General features: G+C 67.3%; 17 protein-coding genes. 8 read left to right on the forward strand and 9 right to left on the reverse strand.

The genetic code is table 11. The annotated features are described in order from the left end of the window. The first annotated feature begins 30 nt into the window (after positions 1-30). On the forward strand, positions 31-1,032 hold the full coding sequence (locus HGR_RS15285) for an NADP-dependent oxidoreductase (RefSeq protein WP_006299267.1): 1,002 nt from the start codon (positions 31-33) through the stop codon (positions 1,030-1,032). Positions 1,033-1,110: 78 nt separating this feature from the next. Here the strand turns inward: HGR_RS15285 and HGR_RS15290 are convergent, their stop codons facing one another. Next, positions 1,111-1,851, reverse strand: a complete 741-nt coding sequence (locus tag HGR_RS15290; protein WP_006299268.1) for a siderophore-interacting protein — start codon at positions 1,849-1,851, stop codon at positions 1,111-1,113. Between the two features lie 32 nt (positions 1,852-1,883). On the opposite strand from HGR_RS15290, the gene HGR_RS15295 reads away from it, so the two are divergent. After that, positions 1,884-2,369 (forward strand): MarR family winged helix-turn-helix transcriptional regulator, encoded by a 486-nt coding sequence (locus HGR_RS15295; RefSeq protein WP_039853838.1) that lies wholly within the window; start codon positions 1,884-1,886, stop codon positions 2,367-2,369. 31 nt (positions 2,370-2,400) lie between these two features. On the opposite strand, the gene HGR_RS15300 is transcribed toward HGR_RS15295, so the two are convergent. After that, positions 2,401-3,684, reverse strand: coding sequence for a gallate dioxygenase (locus HGR_RS15300; protein ID WP_006299270.1), 1,284 nt, complete (start codon positions 3,682-3,684; stop codon positions 2,401-2,403). Positions 3,685-3,762: 78 nt separating this feature from the next. Then, positions 3,763-4,752 (reverse strand): Bug family tripartite tricarboxylate transporter substrate binding protein, encoded by a 990-nt coding sequence (locus tag HGR_RS15305; protein WP_006299271.1) that lies wholly within the window; start codon positions 4,750-4,752, stop codon positions 3,763-3,765. 129 nt (positions 4,753-4,881) lie between these two features. On the opposite strand from HGR_RS15305, the gene HGR_RS15310 reads away from it, so the two are divergent. Next, positions 4,882-5,799 (forward strand): LysR family transcriptional regulator, encoded by a 918-nt coding sequence (locus HGR_RS15310; RefSeq protein WP_006299272.1) that lies wholly within the window; start codon positions 4,882-4,884, stop codon positions 5,797-5,799. Between the two features lie 83 nt (positions 5,800-5,882). Here HGR_RS15310 and HGR_RS15315 read toward each other — a convergent pair whose 3' ends face one another. The 3 genes from HGR_RS15315 to HGR_RS15325 are packed head-to-tail and all read right to left on the reverse strand — an operon-like array spanning position 5,883 to position 8,602. After that, positions 5,883-6,863 carry a Bug family tripartite tricarboxylate transporter substrate binding protein gene (locus tag HGR_RS15315; RefSeq protein WP_006299273.1) on the reverse strand — a complete coding sequence of 327 codons (981 nt, stop codon included), beginning with the start codon at positions 6,861-6,863 and terminating at the stop codon, positions 5,883-5,885. Between the two features lie 33 nt (positions 6,864-6,896). After that, positions 6,897-7,259, reverse strand: coding sequence for an AtuA-related protein (locus HGR_RS15320; protein WP_006299274.1), 363 nt, complete (start codon positions 7,257-7,259; stop codon positions 6,897-6,899). Beyond that, on the reverse strand, positions 7,256-8,602 hold the full coding sequence (locus HGR_RS15325; protein ID WP_006299275.1) for an acyclic terpene utilization AtuA family protein: 1,347 nt from the start codon (positions 8,600-8,602) through the stop codon (positions 7,256-7,258). Before HGR_RS15325 ends, HGR_RS15320 begins: the two co-directional genes overlap by 4 nt. A gap of 226 nt (positions 8,603-8,828) precedes the next feature. Between HGR_RS15325 and HGR_RS15330 the strand changes: the two genes are divergently transcribed. Further along, on the forward strand, positions 8,829-9,737 hold the full coding sequence (locus HGR_RS15330) for a LysR family transcriptional regulator (protein ID WP_006299276.1): 909 nt from the start codon (positions 8,829-8,831) through the stop codon (positions 9,735-9,737). Positions 9,738-9,751: 14 nt separating this feature from the next. Here the strand turns inward: HGR_RS15330 and HGR_RS15335 are convergent, their stop codons facing one another. Then, complete coding sequence (locus HGR_RS15335) at positions 9,752-10,471, reverse strand: SapC family protein (protein WP_006299277.1); 720 nt, start codon at positions 10,469-10,471, stop codon at positions 9,752-9,754. Positions 10,472-10,509: 38 nt separating this feature from the next. Next, positions 10,510-13,284 carry a DNA polymerase I gene (gene polA, locus HGR_RS15340; RefSeq protein WP_006299278.1) on the reverse strand — a complete coding sequence of 925 codons (2,775 nt, stop codon included), beginning with the start codon at positions 13,282-13,284 and terminating at the stop codon, positions 10,510-10,512. A gap of 72 nt (positions 13,285-13,356) precedes the next feature. Here polA and HGR_RS15345 point away from each other — a divergent pair, with 72 nt between their 5' ends. From HGR_RS15345 to HGR_RS15360, 4 genes are all read left to right on the forward strand, one after another. Continuing rightward, a complete protein-coding gene (locus HGR_RS15345) occupies positions 13,357-13,695 on the forward strand; it encodes a hypothetical protein (RefSeq protein ID WP_006299279.1) in 339 nt (112 codons plus the stop codon). 108 nt (positions 13,696-13,803) lie between these two features. Continuing rightward, on the forward strand, positions 13,804-14,883 hold the full coding sequence (locus HGR_RS15350) for a homoserine kinase (RefSeq protein WP_006299280.1): 1,080 nt from the start codon (positions 13,804-13,806) through the stop codon (positions 14,881-14,883). Beyond that, positions 14,880-15,677: a BPSS1780 family membrane protein gene (locus tag HGR_RS15355; protein WP_006299281.1), complete on the forward strand. Its 798-nt coding sequence runs from the start codon at positions 14,880-14,882 to the stop codon at positions 15,675-15,677. The genes HGR_RS15350 and HGR_RS15355 overlap by 4 nt, the downstream gene beginning before the upstream one ends. Positions 15,678-15,745: 68 nt before the next feature. Next, positions 15,746-16,027, forward strand: a complete 282-nt coding sequence (locus HGR_RS15360) for a DUF1653 domain-containing protein (protein WP_006299282.1) — start codon at positions 15,746-15,748, stop codon at positions 16,025-16,027. 67 nt (positions 16,028-16,094) lie between these two features. Here HGR_RS15360 and HGR_RS15365 read toward each other — a convergent pair whose 3' ends face one another. Then, positions 16,095-17,117, reverse strand: a complete 1,023-nt coding sequence (locus tag HGR_RS15365; RefSeq protein WP_006299283.1) for a pirin family protein — start codon at positions 17,115-17,117, stop codon at positions 16,095-16,097. Positions 17,118-17,179 lie beyond the last annotated feature (62 nt).

Below are 17,179 nucleotides of genomic sequence, written 5' to 3' on the forward strand. Positions count from 1 at the left end.
CGTCGACCCAGCGGACCCCAGGAGACTCTCATGAAAGCCCTCACCTTCAAGCGCTACGGCAAATCACCCGAGATCGGGTTGTCCGAGCTTCCCCGCCCCAGCTTGCGGGATGACGAAATGTTGGTCGAAGTCCACGCGGTGGGTTTGAACCCGATCGACAACATGATCACGACGGGCATGTTCAAGCCCGTGCTGAAGTTTCAAATGCCCGCCACGATGGGGAGTGACTTGTCTGGCGTGGTGAAAGAGGTCGGCCGCCGCGTGACGCGGTTCAAGTCGGGTGACGCCGTCTTCGCCAGTCTGTTTGACTTGGGTATCGGCTCACTGGCGGAGTTCGCCGTGGTGCCTGAGCATGTGGCGGCGCCCAAGCCCGAGAACCTCGACTTCGTGCAGGCGGCCTCGATTCCCATGGTCGGCCTCACGTCATGGCAAGCCATGAAGGAGCGCGCAGGCATTCAATCGGGTCAGAAGGTCTTCATCCCGGCCGGCTCCGGCGGCATCGGCAGCTTCGCCATCCAGTTGGCCAAGCACTTTGGCGCCAAGGTCGGCACGACCACCAGCACCGGCAACGTCTCATTGGTGCGCGGCCTGGGCGCAGACGAAGTGATCGACTACAAGAAGCAACAATTCGAAAAGGAGCTTCGCGGCTACGACATGGTGCTGGGCACGCTCAGGGGCGACGAGATCGAAAAATCCATCGGCATCCTCAAGCCCGGCGGCAAGATCGTTTCCCTGGTTGGACCGCTGGACGCCGCGTTTGCTACCACGCGCGGACTGAACGTCGTGCTGAAGTTGGTCTTCGGTCTGATGAGTCGCAAGATCATGCGGCTCGCGGCCCAGCGCGAGGTGGATTACTCATTTCTCTTCGTGCGCCCGGACGGCGCCCAATTGGCGGAGATCGGCCAGCTGCTCGCGTCCGAACGAATCCGCCCCGTGATCGACCAGGTTTTCCCCTTCGAGCACGCACGCGAAGCGCTCGGGTACCTGGCCCAGGGACGCGCCAAGGGCAAGGTTGTTGTCCAGATCAAGTAGACGACAGTGGAACGGGCCAACGCCGATGGCCCGAAACAGAAAGCCCGCGATCTTTTGGATCGCGGGCTTTTTGCTTCCTCAGCCCTCCAACCGCTCGTGGAAATCGCTCGCGCCCTGCTTCCAGTAGACCGCGATCCGGGCGGCTTCCTTGGGCAGGCCTTTGTCCTGCAGAAGCACCTGACGCAGGGAGGCCATGCTCGCGGCCTCGCCAGCGCACCAGGCGAAGCCCTCACCGGCGGGCACCGTCCAAGCGCGCACGGCGTCCACCAGCGCGTCGGCACTGGCGCACCAGTGCACGCGCACCTGGGCAGCGCTGGTCAGCTCGCGCTGGTCCGCCACGTCGTCCAGGTGGACGAACACCTCCACCCGCGCATTCGCCGGCAGTTCCTCCAGCCGCCGGGCGATGGCGGGCAGGGCCGTCGCGTCGCCCACGAGCAGATGCCAGTCGTAGTCCAGCGGCACGATCATGGAGCCGCGGGGGCCACCGATGAGCGCCGTCTGGCCGACACGGGCCTGGCGCGCCCAGTCGGACGCGGCACCGTGGCCGTGCAAGGCGAATTCCAGTGTCAGCTCGCCCGTGCGACGGTCGAAAGCGCGCGGCGTGTAGTCACGGCGAACGGGTTCCGCGCCACCCGGCGCGAGCATGAATTTGACGTGGTCGTCAAAGGAGTCCGAAACGAAATCGTGCAGGGACTCGCCCGCGAAGGTGACGCTGACGAAATTCGGGCTGGGGGATTCGATGCGCGCGACGGTCAGCTCGCGCACCTTGAGTTCGTGCCGCACGCGTTGAACGCGGCGTGTCTGTGCATGCAATTCCATGGGGCTTCCATTGGTTGATAATGTCCACCATCATGTCAAAACAAGTTGATAATGTCAACCGAAAGGATTTGCCGCCGGCCGAGCAGGCTTTTGAGCTGATCCACGCGATCATGCATTTGCATCGCGCTCAGCAGTTGCGCGGGTTGCCCGAGGGTCCATCCGAGTTGTCGCACATGGAAGGCAAGGCGCTGGGGTTCATCGCCCGTCATCCAGGCGCGACCCAAAGTGAACTGGTGACGCGCAGCCGGCGCGACAAGGCGCAGATCGCGCGGCTGATCGGCCACCTGCGCGAGCGCGGCCTGATTGAAACCCAGGTCGATGCGCAGGACCGCCGCAGCCAGCGCCTGCAACTGAGCGCCGCTGGCCAGCGCCTGCACGAAACGCAGCAGGAGCGATGGCGCAAGCTGGCGCGCCAGGGCATGGCGAGCCTGAGCGCCGAGGAAAACCGCTTGCTGGTGGCGCTGCTACAGAAAGTGGAGCAAAGCCTGCGTGAGGACGCGGACACGGGCAACGCCTGAGCGCGCGGCTGCTGCTGCAGCCGCGGAGTCCTCAGGTCCCAGCCCAGTCCTTCTTGCTGGCGTCGGTGCTGGCCACCGAGTACAGCACCTGGGCGTTGCGCGTCTTCTGGAACTCTTCCAGGCTCTGGCCCCGCATGGCCGCGTAGATGTGCAGGTTGGACACGCCCACCACTGCCCCCAGTTTCTCCAGGCCAAAGAAGATGCAGCCGTAATGGATCAAGCCGCGCCAATCGCGCCGGCGCACCAGGTCACGTTCCTCTTCTGTCAGTCCAGCCCGGGCGTAGGCCGCCTCCGGATCCTGCAGGAACAGTTCGCGGTGCGCGGGGATCACCATGTCACGCAAGAAGCGGTTGAGGCGGTACGTCTTCACGCTGCGCTCCAGCGTGAAGGGGTAGGTGCCCTTGAGCCGCTCGGCGCCAGCGAGTTGCTCGCCCATGCGGGCGCGATGACGGTACACCTCCCCCGCCACGGGGGGCGCCGCCTCGTTCTCGAGGATCAGGGTGGCGATGCCGGTCATGGACGGCAGATAGTAGGACTGGTGCAAGCGGCGCACGCAAGCTGAGAGCGCGCCGCGCATGATCAGCCACATGATGATTTCAGCGCCCTCCACGCCGCCCAGCTCGGCCAGTTCCGCGATGGTCAGCTCGGTCACACGCACCGGGTCCTTCTCGATCAGCTCCAGGAACTGCCGGTCCCAGGGGGTGTTGTTGAAGCCCGCGCGCTCGCCATGCACCTGGTGCGACAAGCCTCCGGTGGCGACGATCACGACCTTGAGGTCCTCCGGATAGCTCTCGATGGCGCGCCGCAGCGCCTGCCCCATCTTGTAGCAACGCTGGGCCGTGGGCACGGGCAACTGCAGCACGCCGACTTGCAGCGGCACGATGGGCACGGGCCAGTCCTGCCCCGGCGTGCACAGCATGGACATGGGCGAGAAGCAGCCATGGTCCAACGGCTTGCCCTGGAAGAAGGACAGGTCGAACTCCTCGCAGGCGAGCGACTGGCCGATGTGCCGCGCCAAGGCGGGATGCCCTGGCAGGGGTGGCAGGGCGCGCGCGCCGCCGCCCTCGTCGGCCACCGGGTAACTGTCCCCCACGCCCAGCACGAAGGGCGAGTAGTGATCGAAGAAAAACGACGTGATGTGGTCGTTGTAGATGACGAACATCACGTCGGGCTTCTTCTCGTCCAGCCAGGCGCGGATGGGATCGAAGGCCTGGAAGATCGGGCCCCAGACCGGGTCGTCCTTCTGGTTCTTGTCGTAGGCGAAGCCGATGGTGGGCGTGTGGGACGTGGCGATCGCGCCAATGATCCGGGCCATGGTGTTCCTCTCAGGCAGGCGGTGAGGACGAGAACGCGCGGACGGCGCCGCCGCGCCGCCATCCGCGCACGGGAAAGGTCAGTCCAGGGCGGCCTGGGTTTTCTGGATCACGGCCGCGAGCCGGGTCGACTCGGCCTGCACGTATTGGACGAACTGTTCTCGCGTGGCGGGGAAGGGTTCGTACCCCAGGGCCAGGAACTTGTCGCGGACGTCGGCTTCGGCCAACACCTTCTCGATGTCGCGGGTGATTTTGTCCGCCACCGCGCGCGGCAGCCCCTTGGGCGCGGCGATGGTGGTCCAGCCGCTGACCTCGAAGCCCGAGGGCCCGCCCGCCTCGGCCACGGTGGGCACGTCCTTGTACGCCGGGATGCGGCGGGGCGCAGCCACGGCCATGAACTTGAGCTTGCCCGCGCGGTAGAGCGGCCCGGCGGTGGCGCTGGAGCCGAAGGCGAAATCCAGATCGCCCTGGGCCACCGAGGTGTAGAGCTGCGAGGTCTCCTTGAAGATCACGTGCTGCATCTCCGTGCCGGTGATGGTCTCGAACAAGGCCGAGCCCAGGTGCACGGGATTGCCCACGGACCAGGAGCCGTAGTAGCGCTTGCCAGGATTGGCCTTGGCATCGGCGATCAGGTCCGCCACATTCGCGTGCTTGCTGTTGACCGATGTGGTCAGGAAGAAATAGGTCTTGAACAGGGGCAGCAAGGGCTCGAAGTCCGCCTTGGGGTCGTAGGGCAGCTTCTTGAACAGATGCGGGTAGGCCGTGAGGTGCACGTTGTCGAGCTGGATCAGGTCATGCCCATCGCTGGCCCCGCGCTTGAACGCATCGATGGCGATGAAGCCGTTGCCGCCGGGGCGGTTTTCCACCACCACGGGTTGGCCCCACAGTCGGGACAGCTTGTCGGCGACGAGACGCGCCACGCCCTCGGGGCCGCTGCCCACGGGAAAGGGCGTGAGGATGCGCACCGGTTTGGTGGGAAAGACGGGTGCCGGGGCCTGGGCCCAGGACGCACCCAAGGCCAGCGCGAGGCCCAGACTGGTCAGCAACTTGGGGAAGATCGATGAACGCATGAAGATTCCTTCTTGGGGTGTTGAAACACTTGTCTCCTGAAAGAGCCCCGCGATTCTGGGAAGCGGCCCGGCTTTTGCCCAGATGGCAGAATCGGCCCCGCGATAACTTCTGGTTATCACCCCTCCCCCATGAAACTCCACGCCTTGCAAGCCCTGGTCGCCGCCGTCGAGGACGGCAGCCTGCGCAACGCCGCGCGGCGGCTGGGCTTGTCGCAACCCGCGCTGACCAAAGTCATCCGGGAACTCGAGATCGAACTCGCGGCGCCGCTGCTGGTGCGCACCACGCAAGGCGTGCTGCCCACGGCCCAGGGCCAGGTGCTGTTCGAACACGCGCGCAAGGTGGCCCGCGAGTTGCAGACCGCGACCGAGCAGATCAGCCAACTCGGCGGCGACATGCGCGGGGAACTCACCATCGGCGCGGTGCCGGTGGCCGTGATGCTGCTGATCCCCGAGACGCTGCGCACCTATGGCAGCGCGTTTCCCGCCATCAAGCTGCGCGTGAGCGAGGAGCTCTACCTCGCCCAGCTTCAGCGCCTGCGCTCGGGCCTGGTGGACGTGGCCGTGGGCGGCATCCCCGGCGATCTCGCCAGCGGTGAGTTCGTCACCGAGGAGCTGATGAGCACGACCATGGTGGTCGTCGTGCGCAAGGGCCATCCCCGTGCCAAGGCTCGGCACTTGGCGCAACTGGCCGACGCCAAATGGGTGTACACCGGTGGCTTCGACGCCAGCGCCGCGACGGTCACGGGTTACGCCTTGCAGTTGTTCGAGCGGCACGGGCTGCCCGCGCCGCCCGCGGGGGCCGTGGTCAATTCCACGCTGGCGCTCATCTCACTGGTGGGCACGGGCGACCACGTGGGATTGCTCCCGCGCCAAATCGCGGAGCATCCGCTCGCCGCGCAGCACCTGAGCATCTTGCGCCTGGCGGAAGATGGTCTGCCGTTGACCATCGGCGCGATGATTCGCCGCGACTCCGTGATTTCTCCAGCCATACGCCACTTCATCGCGCACTTGCACCGCGCGGCGCACCAGGTCCGCGCGCTACCCTGAAGCGCGGCGCGGCCAGGCCGGTTGCGCCACAAGCAAGCGGCCCGCGCACTCCCCCGCGCGACGCCGCCCGGCAACGTCGGGGCTCACTCGGGGGTGATGCCCGCCGCTTTGATGACCTTGCCCCACTTCGCGGTCTCGGCCGCCTGGAAGCGCGCCAGTTCGGCGGGGGTGCTGGTCCAGGCTTCGCCGCCGCTGGCTTCGAAGAAGGACTTGCTGGCCTCGCTCTTGACCGCGGTCACCAGCAACTGGTTCAGCTTGGACACCACGGCAGCCGGCGTGCCGGCCGGCGCATAAGCGGCGAACCAGTAACCCATGTCGTAGCCCTTCACGCCAGCCTCGGCGATGGTGGGCACCTCGGGCAGCAGCGGGCTGCGGGCGGGGGTGGAGTAGCCCAGCGCGCGCAGCTTGCCCGCCTTGACCTGGGGCACGCCGGTGGAGGCGTCGGTGATCATCAGGTCAATCATGCCGCTCAAGAGGTCGGTGATGGCCAAGGGGTTGCTCTTGTAGGGGATGTGCAGCAGGTCAATGCCCGCCATCTGCTTGAGCATTTCCCCGGCCACGCGGCTGGACGAGCTGCCGCTGCCGAAGGTCAGCTTGCCAGGCGACTGGCGCGCCGCGGCCAACAAGTCACCCAGGCTCTGGTAGGGCGAGTTGGCGTTGACCACCAACACTTGACCGCCCTTGCCCAGACCGGTGAGGGGCGCGAAGTCCTTGACGGGGTCATAGGGCAACTTCTTGTAGAGGTGCTCGTTGGCGGCGTGCGTGGTGTTGGTCGTGATCAGCACGGTGTAACCATCGGGCGCGGCGCGCGCCGCGCCCGCCGCCGCGGGCATGCCACTGGCGCCCGCCTTGTTCTCGACCACCACCGCCTGGCCGGTCTGCTCGGTGATGGACTTGCCCAGCGCGCGCGCCAACAGGTCGGTCGCGCTGCCGGCGGCGAAGGGCACCACGAAGGTGATGGGCTTGCTCGGGTAGTTTTGCGCCTGGGTCTGGGTGTGTGCCAGGCACAGCAGCAGGGTGCTCGCGGCCAGCGCGAATCGTCGGGTCCAAGGGGTCATGTTCATGTCTGTCTCCTTCAGGTGGATGGTTTGAAAAACTCAATCGGGTCCGATCAACAGGGCGGCGTGCTGCGCCGGCACGTCGATCAACAAATCCAGCAGCAGATAGGACAAGGCCTTGCCGTGGCTGTCGAGGTTGAGCGCGTCGTTGACACCGCCATCGAGCACGGCGTCGATCACGAAGTTCATGGCCTGCAGACGCGGCAACAGATGGCGCCGCACCGACGCCGGGCGACGGTGGGCGAACTGGCGCGCCACGGCCGCTTCGGTGACCTGCTCGACCAGCAGCGGCCAGAGCGCCGGGTGCCAGGCGATCACGCTGATGTTGGAACGGTCGCCCTTGTCACCTGTGCGCCCGTGGGCCAGGCGGTAAAGGGGCACGCGGAGCATGGGCGCGCTCATGCGGCCTCCTCGATGAAGCGGTGGGTGGCCCACACCTGCTCGCGCGGCACCAGGCAAGACACCGTGCCCAGGCGGGGCCGCAAGGCCGTGCGCACGCCGCCGCCGCCCGCCGGTCCGCAGGTGTACAGCGCCGTCACCTCGCGCGGCAAGCGCTCGGCGCTGGCCTGGTCGGCCTGGCGCCAGGCCACGCGCAGGCGCACGTCGCGCGCCTCACCCATGGCTTGCGCCTCCAGCCAGCGGCCGTCGTCATCGCCAAAGAGGCTGCTCACGCCGATCAGGTCCACGCGCATCGGCCCCAGCCCTTGCAGGCGCTCCCGCAGCACCTGCGCGGCCAGCCGCGCGCGCGCCTCGGCCCGGGCGCCCGCGTAGGACATCTCCCCTTCGGCCAGCCAGCCGGTCTCGTGGCAGATGTTGACTTTCAAGGTGGCTGGACGGGGATGGCCGCGCACGCCCGTCAAACGCACGCAGTCTGGCCCGATCTGCGTGACCTCGGCCTCGCCCAGGTCGGCCACCACGTCGGGCGACAGGTAGGCCAGCGGGTCGTGCACCTCGTAGAGCAGCTGTTCCTTGACGGTGTGGGCATCGATGCGCCCGCCGGTGCCCGGCGGCTTGGTGATCGTGCAATCGCCCTCGGCGTCGATCTCCGCGATGGGGTAGCCCAGGTTCGCCAGGCCAGGCACATCCTTGAAACCGGGGTCGGCGTAATACCCGCCGCTGACCTGGGCACCGCATTCCAGCAAGTGGCCGGCCATGGTGGCGCGGGCCAGGCGGTCCCAGTCGTCGCGACGCCAGCCGTAGTGGGCCAGGGCCGGTCCGACGGTGAGCGAGGGGTCCGCGACGCGGCCGCAGACCACGATCTGCGCGCCGTCCAGCAGGGCGTCGGCGATGGCCTCGGCACCCAGGTACGCATTGGCCGAGACCACCCGCAAGCCGGTGGCGGCGTCGGCCCACAGGGCGCGCCGGTCCGGCAGGTTCAGGTCGTCCCCCTCGACCACGGCGATGCGCGGGCTCGGCAAGCCCAGTTCACGCGCCAGGGCGTGGATGCGCCGGGCGGCGCCAACCGGGTTGGCCGCGCCAAAGTTGCTGACGATGCGCACGCCCGCCTGCAGGCAGCGCGCGAGCACGGGTCGCAGAAGCTCGACGAGCAAAGGCTCGTAGCCGCCCTCGGGCTGGTTGCGGCGCGCCAATTGCGCCAGCGCCAGGGTGCGCTCGGCGAGGGTCTCGAAGATGAGAACGGCGGGGCCGCCGGCGGCGATCAGGGCTTCCACCACGGGGCCGGCGGCGTCCACGCGGTCGCCGGAAAAGCCGGCGGCACAGCCGATGCGCAACAGGGGTTCTTTCATGTCTCCTCGCAAGCAACGCCAAACACTGAACGCTGGACTGGCGGGAGCGGGACTTGTGCCACCTGCCCGCCGGGCCGCGCCAGGGCAAAAAGCAGCCCCACCTGAGGGGCGGCGCCCCGCGCAGCGGTGCGGCGCCGGGGTTTTGATGCCTTGTCGAAGGAGGACTCTAGGCGCTACGCTGTCATCCGTGAAATCGAATATTCAAATTAATTCATCTGCACATCAAATGAATGTCTCATCCCGGGACCTGCGGGCCTTCCTGGCCTTGGCCACCGAACGCAACTTCACCCGCGCCGCGGCGGCCTGTCACCTCTCGCAACCGGCGTTCAGTGCCTTGGTGCGGCAGTTGGAAGACAGCCTGGGCGTGCGCCTCTTCGACCGCAGCACCCGCCATGTGGAGCTGAGCCAGGAAGGGGTGGAGTTCGAGCGCTCGGCGCGCCGCGTGCTGGGCGAACTCGATGCCTTGGTGCTGGGCATGCGCGAGCGGGCCGCGCGCGAACGCGGCCGAGTGTCGATCGCGCTGCTGCCCTCCCTGGCGGCGGACTGGCTGCCGCCGGTGCTCGCGGGTTTTCATGCCGCCCACCCGGGCATCGAGATCGACGTGGCCGATGTGCTGTCCGAACCCTGCATCGAGCGGGTGCGCGGCGGGCGCTTCGATTTCGCGCTCGCGGCCACGCGCGCGGAAACACCCGAGCTGCGCGCCGAGCCCTTCTGCAGCGACAGCTTTCATCTGGTGTGCCCGACCGGGCATCCGCTGTCCCAGCTGCGTGATCCGCGCCCGCGCGACGTCACGGCCTGGCCCTTCATCCACCTCTCACGCACGTCCAGCGTGCGCCAGTACCTGGACGCGGCGACCCACCCGCAGCCTTTGCGCTCGATCCTGGAAGTCGATCAACTGGCCACGGTGGCGGGCATGGTGCGGGCGGGTCTGGGCGTGAGCATCGTGCCCGCGCTGACGCTCTACCAGTTCAGGTCGGCCGAACTGGACATCCGCCCCCTGCGTTGGCCCGGCTTGAACCGGCGGATCTACCTGGTGCGCCGCCGCGACCGCGGCCTCTCCCCAGCCGCGCAAGGCCTGTACGACTGGGTCATGGCGCACCGGCCTCAGAAGGAACAACCAACGCGGCGAGGCTGAGCGGCGGATCGCCCTCAGTGCGGCAGGGACGACGGCGCCTTGTCGGACGCGAGCTTGCCCAGCGCACCGATGGAATGCAGGTGGGCGTAAATCCAGGCCACCCAGCTCTTGGTGAACCAGAGTTCCAGCGTGTCGCCGCGCAATTCGGAGAACTTCTGCGTGTTCACGGCGAACAGACCTTGCAGGCGCACGGCGCGTCCACCATCCCGGGGCCGCACTTCCACCTCGAACGGCGCGAGCAAACCCTTTTGTGAGAGTCCATCGCAGAAGTCACGCGTGCGTCGCATCTCGGTGTCGAACTGGCGCAGAAAGGCCAGCGCCGTGTCCAAGGCCGGGGCGTGGCCGCTCTCCGTGAACAGCAGCTCACCCTCCGTTTCGGAGAAGGCGTGACTCTTTTCGTCGATGCAGACGGTGCCATCCGACGCCAAGGCAAAGGGATACCGGCGGATGAAGGCGGGCACGTAACTGCCCTGCCATCGGCCTTGGGGGTCCACCAGCGCGTGGCCGCTGTTGGAGAGCGACATCATCACCACGGGAAAGAAGTGCCCATCCGCCCCTTTCTGGAACAGCACCGTCATGTCACGGCTGGCCTCGAAGAATTCGATGCCCGCCAGGGGCACGGAGTTCACGCCCGCCGAAAACGCGAAGCCATCGTCCATCGCCTTGAGGCGCAGGTTCTTGTGCCGCTCGCGGTTCAGGGCCACGGGCTTGTCATAAAACAGCAGTTCACTCATCGTCTCTTCCTCTTTTCTTCCTCATCTTTTCCAAGTTCTCAATGTGCCTTGTCCCAGTTCACCCCGACGCCGACTTCGGCCAGCAGCGGCACCCTGAGTTGGGCCACTCCGGCCATCAGCTTGGGGACTTCGCGCTTGAGCCAGTCCACCTCGTTCTCGGGCACCTCGAACACCAGTTCATCGTGCACCTGCATGATCATCTTGGTCTTGCGGCCCTCGGCGTCGAGCACGCGCTGCACGGCGTTCATGCTGAGCTTGATGAGGTCGGCCGCCGTGCCCTGCATCGGCGCGTTGATGGCGGCGCGCTCGGCGCCGCCTCGGCGCGGGCCATTGGGGGAGTTGATCTCGGGGAGGTAGAGACGGCGGCCGAACACGGTTTCCACATACCCCTTGGCCTTGGCCGAAGCACGGGTTTCGTCCATGTAGCGCTTGACGCCCGCGAAGCGGTCGAAGTAGCGCTCGATGTAGTTCTTGGCCGCGGTGTTGTCGATGCCCAGACTCTTGGCCAGGCCGTAGCTGCTCATGCCGTAGATCAGGCCGAAGTTGATGGTCTTGGCGTAACGGCGCTGCTCGCTGGTCACGGCGCTGGTCGGCACGCCGAACACCTCCGACGCCGTGGCGCGGTGCACGTCCATGCCGTCGTGGAAAGCCAGCAGTAGCGCCGCGTCACCGCTGAGGTGGGCCATGATGCGCAGCTCGATCTGCGAATAGTCCGCGCTGGCGATCAAGCAGCCCGGCGGCGCGATGAAGGCCTCACGCACGCGGCGACCTTCGGGCGTGCGGATGGGGATGTTCTGCAGGTTGGGGTCGTTGCTGGACAGCCGCCCCGTCACGGCCACGGCCTGGGCGTAGTGCGTGTGCACGCGCCCGGTGCCCGGCAGGGCCATCTGCGCCAGCTTGTCGGTGTAGGTGCCCTTGAGCTTGGACAGGCCGCGGTGTTCGAGGATCTTGGCCGGCAGCGGGTAGTCGTCGGCCAATTTCTCCAACACCTCTTCGTCGGTGCTGGGCGCGCCGGTGGCGGTCTTCTTGACGATGGGCAAGCCCAGCTTGCCGAAGAAGATTTCGCCGATCTGCTTGGGACTGCCCAGGTTGAAGGGCTGGCCAGCCAACTCATAGGCTTCCTGCTCCAACTGCAAAATGCGCTGCCCCAGCTCGTGGCTTTGCTGCGCCAGCGTGGGCGCGTCGATCAGCACACCGTTGCGCTCGATGCGGTAGAGCGTCTCGCTGCTGGCGATTTCCAGCTCGTAGATGAATCTGAGCTTGCCGCCCTCCTGGGCATCTTTTTCCAGGCGGGGCCAGAGGGTTCGGTGCACGTCCAGGGTCTGGTCGCTGTCCTCGCAGGAGTATTCCGCCGCCTTGTCGATGGACACCTGGCTGAAGGGAATCTGCTTGGCGCCCTTGCCGCAGAGGTCTTCGTAGTTGATGCCCTTGCGGCCCAGGTGGCGTTCGGCCAGGCTGGCCAGGCCATGCGGCTTGTGCACTTCCAGCACATAGCTTTGCAGCATGGTGTCGTGCACATAACCTTGCACCTCGATGCCATGGTTGGCGAACACGTGGCGGTCATACTTGACGTGCTGACCCAGCTTCTTCTTCGCGGGGTTCTCGAGCCAGCCCTTCAGCTTCGCCAGCACCTCGTCGCGCGGCAGTTGCGCGGGCGCATCGGGGTAGTCGTGCATCAGCGGAATGTAAGCCGCTTCGCCGGGCGTGACGCTGAAGCTGATGCCCACGATCTCGGCCACCATCTCGTCGAGCGAGGTGGTTTCGGTGTCCAGGGCCACCAACTCGGCGGCATCGATGCGCGCCAGCCAGGTGTTGAAGGCCTCCCAATCGAGGATCGTGTCGTAGGCCACCTGCGTGATCGATGGCGTCACCGGCGCGGGCTCGTCGAACAGGCCCGGCGCTTCGGCGGCAGATGCCGCTGCCGAGGCCTTGTCGGCCAAAGCCTTGGCGAGGCCCTTGAAACCGTACTGTTCGTAAAAGGTTTTCAGCGCCGCGTTGTCGGGCTCGCCGACACGCACCGCGTCCAGCGCGGGCAGGCCCGGCACCCAGCCGTTCAGGTCGCAGTCGGTCTTGATGGTCAGCAGTTGGCGGCCCGTGGGCAGCCAGTCCAGCGCCTTGCGCAGGTTCTCGCCCGCCGCGCCCTTGATCTCGGCCGAGCGTGCCACCAGGGCGTCCAAGGAACCGTATTCCGTCAGCCACTTGGCAGCGGTCTTGGGGCCGACCTTGTCCACGCCCGGCACGTTGTCCACCGCGTCCCCCACCAGGGTCTGGTAGTCCACCATCAAAGCGGGCGGCACGCCAAACTCCGCCGTCACGCCCGCCACGTCGCGCCGCTTGCCATTCATGGTGTCGACGATGACGATGTGCTCATTAACGAGTTGACTCAGGTCCTTGTCCCCGCTGCTGATGAACACCTCCACGCCCTGGGCGGCAGCGGCGACGGCCAAGGTGCCGATCACATCGTCGGCCTCCACGCCGGGCACGTCGAGCACGGCCCAGCCCATCAGGCGCACCACTTGGTGGATGGGTTCGATCTGCGCGCGCAGGTCGTCGGGCATGGGCGCGCGCTGGGCCTTGTACTCGGGGTAAAGCGCATCGCGGAAGGTGGGGCCCTTGGCGTCAAACACGCAGGCCGCGTAGTCGGCGGTCACCTCCTTGCGCAGGCTTTGCAGCATGTTGATCATGCCGCGGATGGCCCCCGTCGGCGGGCTGGCCGGATCGCCCGGCACGGCGCGCAAATCCGGCATGGCGTGGAAGGCACGGTAGAGGTAGCTGGAGCCATCCACCAGCAGCAAGGTTTTCTTTTCGCTCATGGGCGGGGATTGTGCCTGCCCGCCAGGGGAAAGCCCCCAGCGCGCCCGGGTGCGGGCTCTACAATCCCCACCATGTTGATCTCCCGCATCCTCGTTCCGCTGCTCGCCCTGGGCGTGGTCTGCGCGCAGGCTCAGACCGCCCCCGCCGCGCCCGCGCCAGATTCCGTGAAAAACGGGTCGACCGACCGGGCCATTGAGCAGCGCGTCGAGCAGATCCAGCACGAGGACCAGGGCTCACGCATCGATGAATTGCGCGTGGGCGGCGAGACGCGCAGCATCACCGTGAATCCCAAGATCGGCAAGGGCACGGCCCCGGCCTACGAGGTCACGCCCGAGAGCAACAACCGCAACCCGGCCACCAGCGACGGCAGCGGCGAGGGCCGCGCGCGCTGGACGATCTTCTCGTATTGAAGACGCTCCTCGCCGGCCCCCCGCTCACGGCACAACTTGCCTGATCCTTCCGTTCCTCTCACCCGCACACGCCCCGGCGCTCACACCTTTCTTCCCTGACCTTCCAGCATGGCCGTTTTCACCGAAGTCACGCCCGACCAGGCCCGCGAATTGATGCAGCAACTCGGCCTGGGCGAGTTGCAGGAACTGCGCGGCATTCAAGGCGGCATCGAGAACACCAACTATTTCGTCACCACCGAGCACACCGGTGCGGACGGTGAGACCGTGCGGGGCGAGCACGTGCTGACCCTGTTCGAGCGCCTGAGCGCCGAGCAACTGCCCTTCTACCTGCATCTGATGAAGCACCTGGCGCGGGCCGGCATCCCCGTGCCGAACCCCGCGGCCCGCCCGAAGCCGGACGCGGCGCCGGGGACCGAGAGCAACGACATCCTGCACGCGCTGTGCGGCAAACCCGCCGCCGTCGTGAATCGCCTGCGTGGCGCCAGCGAGCTGGCACCCGGCGTGGCGCACTGCGAGGCGGTGGGGGCCATGCTGGCGCGCATGCACCTGGCGGGGCAGGACTACGCGCGCCACCAACCCAATCTGCGCGGCCTGGCCTGGTGGAACGACACCGTGCCCCTGGTGCTGCCGCACCTGGACGCGGCGCAGCAGTCCTTGATCCTGGGTGAACTGGCCTACCAGAACCATGTCGCCGCCTCCTCGCAGTACGCGGCCCTGCCGCGCGGCCCCATCCACGCCGACCTGTTCCGCGACAACGTGATGTTCGACGGCCCGCGCGAGGCGCCCGAACTCACGGGCTTTTTCGATTTCTACTTCGCGGGGGTCGACACCCTGCTGTTCGACGTGGCGGTCTGCCTGAACGACTGGTGCATCGACCTGGCCACGGGCGTGACCGACCTGCCACGCAGCGCCGCCTTCTTGCAGGCCTACGCGGCGGTGCGCCCCTTGACCGCCGCCGAACGCGCGCTGTTGCCCGCGCTGCTGCGCGCGGGAGCCTTGCGCTTCTGGGTCTCGCGCCTGTGGGACTTTTACCTGCCGCGCGAGGCCAGCCTGCTCCAACCCCACGACCCCACCCACTTTGAGCGCGTGCTGCGCCAGCGTGTCACGCGCCCCCTGCAGGCTGCCGATCTGCTCGCGGAGCCCACGCCGACGCCAGCGCGCGAACACGCTCCCACCCCAGCCACATGAAACTCAACCTCGTCCCCGCCCGCACCGGCCTCGCCTGGTTCCGCGCCGGCTTGCGCACCTTCTGGCGCCAGCCCCTGGCGTTCTCGGGCCTGTTCCTGCTCTTCATCGCGATGGTCTCCCTCGTCGGCATGCTGCCCTATGTGGGCGGCGTGCTGGCGCTGACCTTGCTCCCGGCCGCCACCCTCGGTTTCATGGCGGCCACGCGCGAGGCGGCCTCGGGCAAGTTCCCCATGCCGGCCATCTTGCTGAGCGCCTTTCGCGCGGGGCGGCAACGTGCCCGCGCGATGCTGGTGCTGGGCGCCGCCTACGCGCTCGGCCTCGTGCTGGTGATGGGCGTGTCCGCCTTGGCCGATGACGGGCAATTCGCCCGCATGTACCTCTTCGGCGGCCCGATCACGGCGGAACTCGCCAACTCCAGCGCCTTTCGCAACGCCGTGTGGATTTCCATGGCGCTGTCCATTCCGCTCAACATGCTGTTCTGGCATGCACCCGCGCTGGTGCACTGGCATGACGTGCCACCCGTGCGCAGCCTGTTCTTCAGCTTCGTGGCCTGCGTGCGCAACTTCTGGGCCTTCACGCTCTACACCCTGGCCTGGTCCGGCCTGGGCCTGCTGGTGGCCTTCGGTCTGATCCTGCTCACCGCGGTGCTCGGGCAAACGGCAGTGCTGGGCGTGGCGCTGATGCCCGTCTCCTTGCTGATGGGCGCGATGTTCATCACGTCCATCTGGTTCTCGTTCCAAGACAGTTTCGTGGTGTCAGACCCGGACGCAGGCGCTGCCCCGGCCGAGGCCTGAGACCAGGCGCCGAAAAGGCCAAGCAGACCGATCCGACCCATACAGCCCAGAGGACGCAGAGGACCTTCATGTCGGACGACAGCCTGCCCCCGCTGATCGAGGTTCGGCCCGGCCTCTACCGGCACTACAAGAACCTGCCCTACGAGGTGCTGGGCACCGTGCGCCACAGCGAGACGCTCGAACCCATGACGCTGTACCGCGCGCTTTACGGCGACCGAGGCCTGTGGGTACGGCCCGCGGCCATGTTCCAGGAAGAGGTGGTGGTGAACGGACAGCGTCAGCCGCGTTTCACCTGGGTCGGGGAGGCCAGCGACAGCGTCAGCGGCGCGCCCGTGCAGCCCAGGCTCTGAACCGGGCCGTCCCTCACCCCGACGTTCCTCACAGGTCCAACAAAGCCGCGCGACGCGCGGCTTTGTTTCACGCCTGCGCCAATGGCGGCGCCTCGGCGCGGCCGTCGGGATGGCGTGCGAAGCGCGCGGCCTCGGCGCCGTGCACCGGATCAGACGCGGGCCACGGCCAGCCCCCAAACTGCGTGCGGCGGTAGTCCGTGAAGGCCTGTTGAATCTCGGCCTGGGTGTTCATCACGAAGGGACCGTACTGCGCCACCGGTTCGGCGATGGGCCGGCCCTGCAGCACCAGGATGTCCGCTGGCGCGGGGCCATTGACCAGCGCCACGGGCTGCGCCACCGAGGTCTCGATGCCTGCGCGCCCCTCGACCGTCTCGCCGTTGAGACTCAGGCTGTGCCCCTCGAAGAAGTACAGCACGCGTCGCGTGCCCGGCCGCGCCGGGGGCAGCGTCAAGCCGGCCCCAGCCGCCAGCTTGAGCGTCCAGATCGCCACGTCGCCCTCGGGCTGCGAGGCCCAAGAATCGGGCGGCGGCGCCAGGGGCTGGCCCACGTTCGGAAAAGCCCCCGCGATCACGCGCAGGCTCACGCCACCACCTTCGATGCGCGGGATCTGCGGTCCCCAGAACATGGTGAAGTGCGGCGCCACCATCTTGTTGCGCGCTGGCAGGTTGAGCCAAATTTGGAACAGCTCGGCGGGGTTCTCACGATCACCGTGCAGCAAGGGGAACATTTCGGAATGGACGATGCCGCGTCCGGCGGTGAGCCATTGCACGTCGCCCTCGCCAAAACGCGCGGCCGCGCCCAGGGAGTCGGAATGGTCGATCAGGCCGTCACGCACGATGGTGACGGTCTCGAAGCCTCGGTGCGGGTGAGCGGGAAAGCCAGGCACGGTCTCGCCGTGGTACATGTTCCAGCCGTCCTTGTTGGCGAAGTCCTGACCGATGGCGCGGCCCGCCAGCGAAGCGGCAGGACCGAATTCACCATTGCCCTTGGGATACGCGTCCTTGTGGTGGACACAGAAGAGGAAGGGATCCAGGGTCGGCCATGGCGGCGCACCCAGCGGGAACTGTTGCAGGATGGTGGTCTGGTTCATGCGGATGTCCTCGATGCCAAGCCCAGGGACGGGCTTTTCCTGTAGATGCGGCCTGAGCCGCC

It is taken from the genome of Hylemonella gracilis ATCC 19624, assembly GCF_000211835.1.
Taxonomy (GTDB): Bacteria; Pseudomonadota; Gammaproteobacteria; order Burkholderiales; family Burkholderiaceae_C; genus Hylemonella; species Hylemonella gracilis.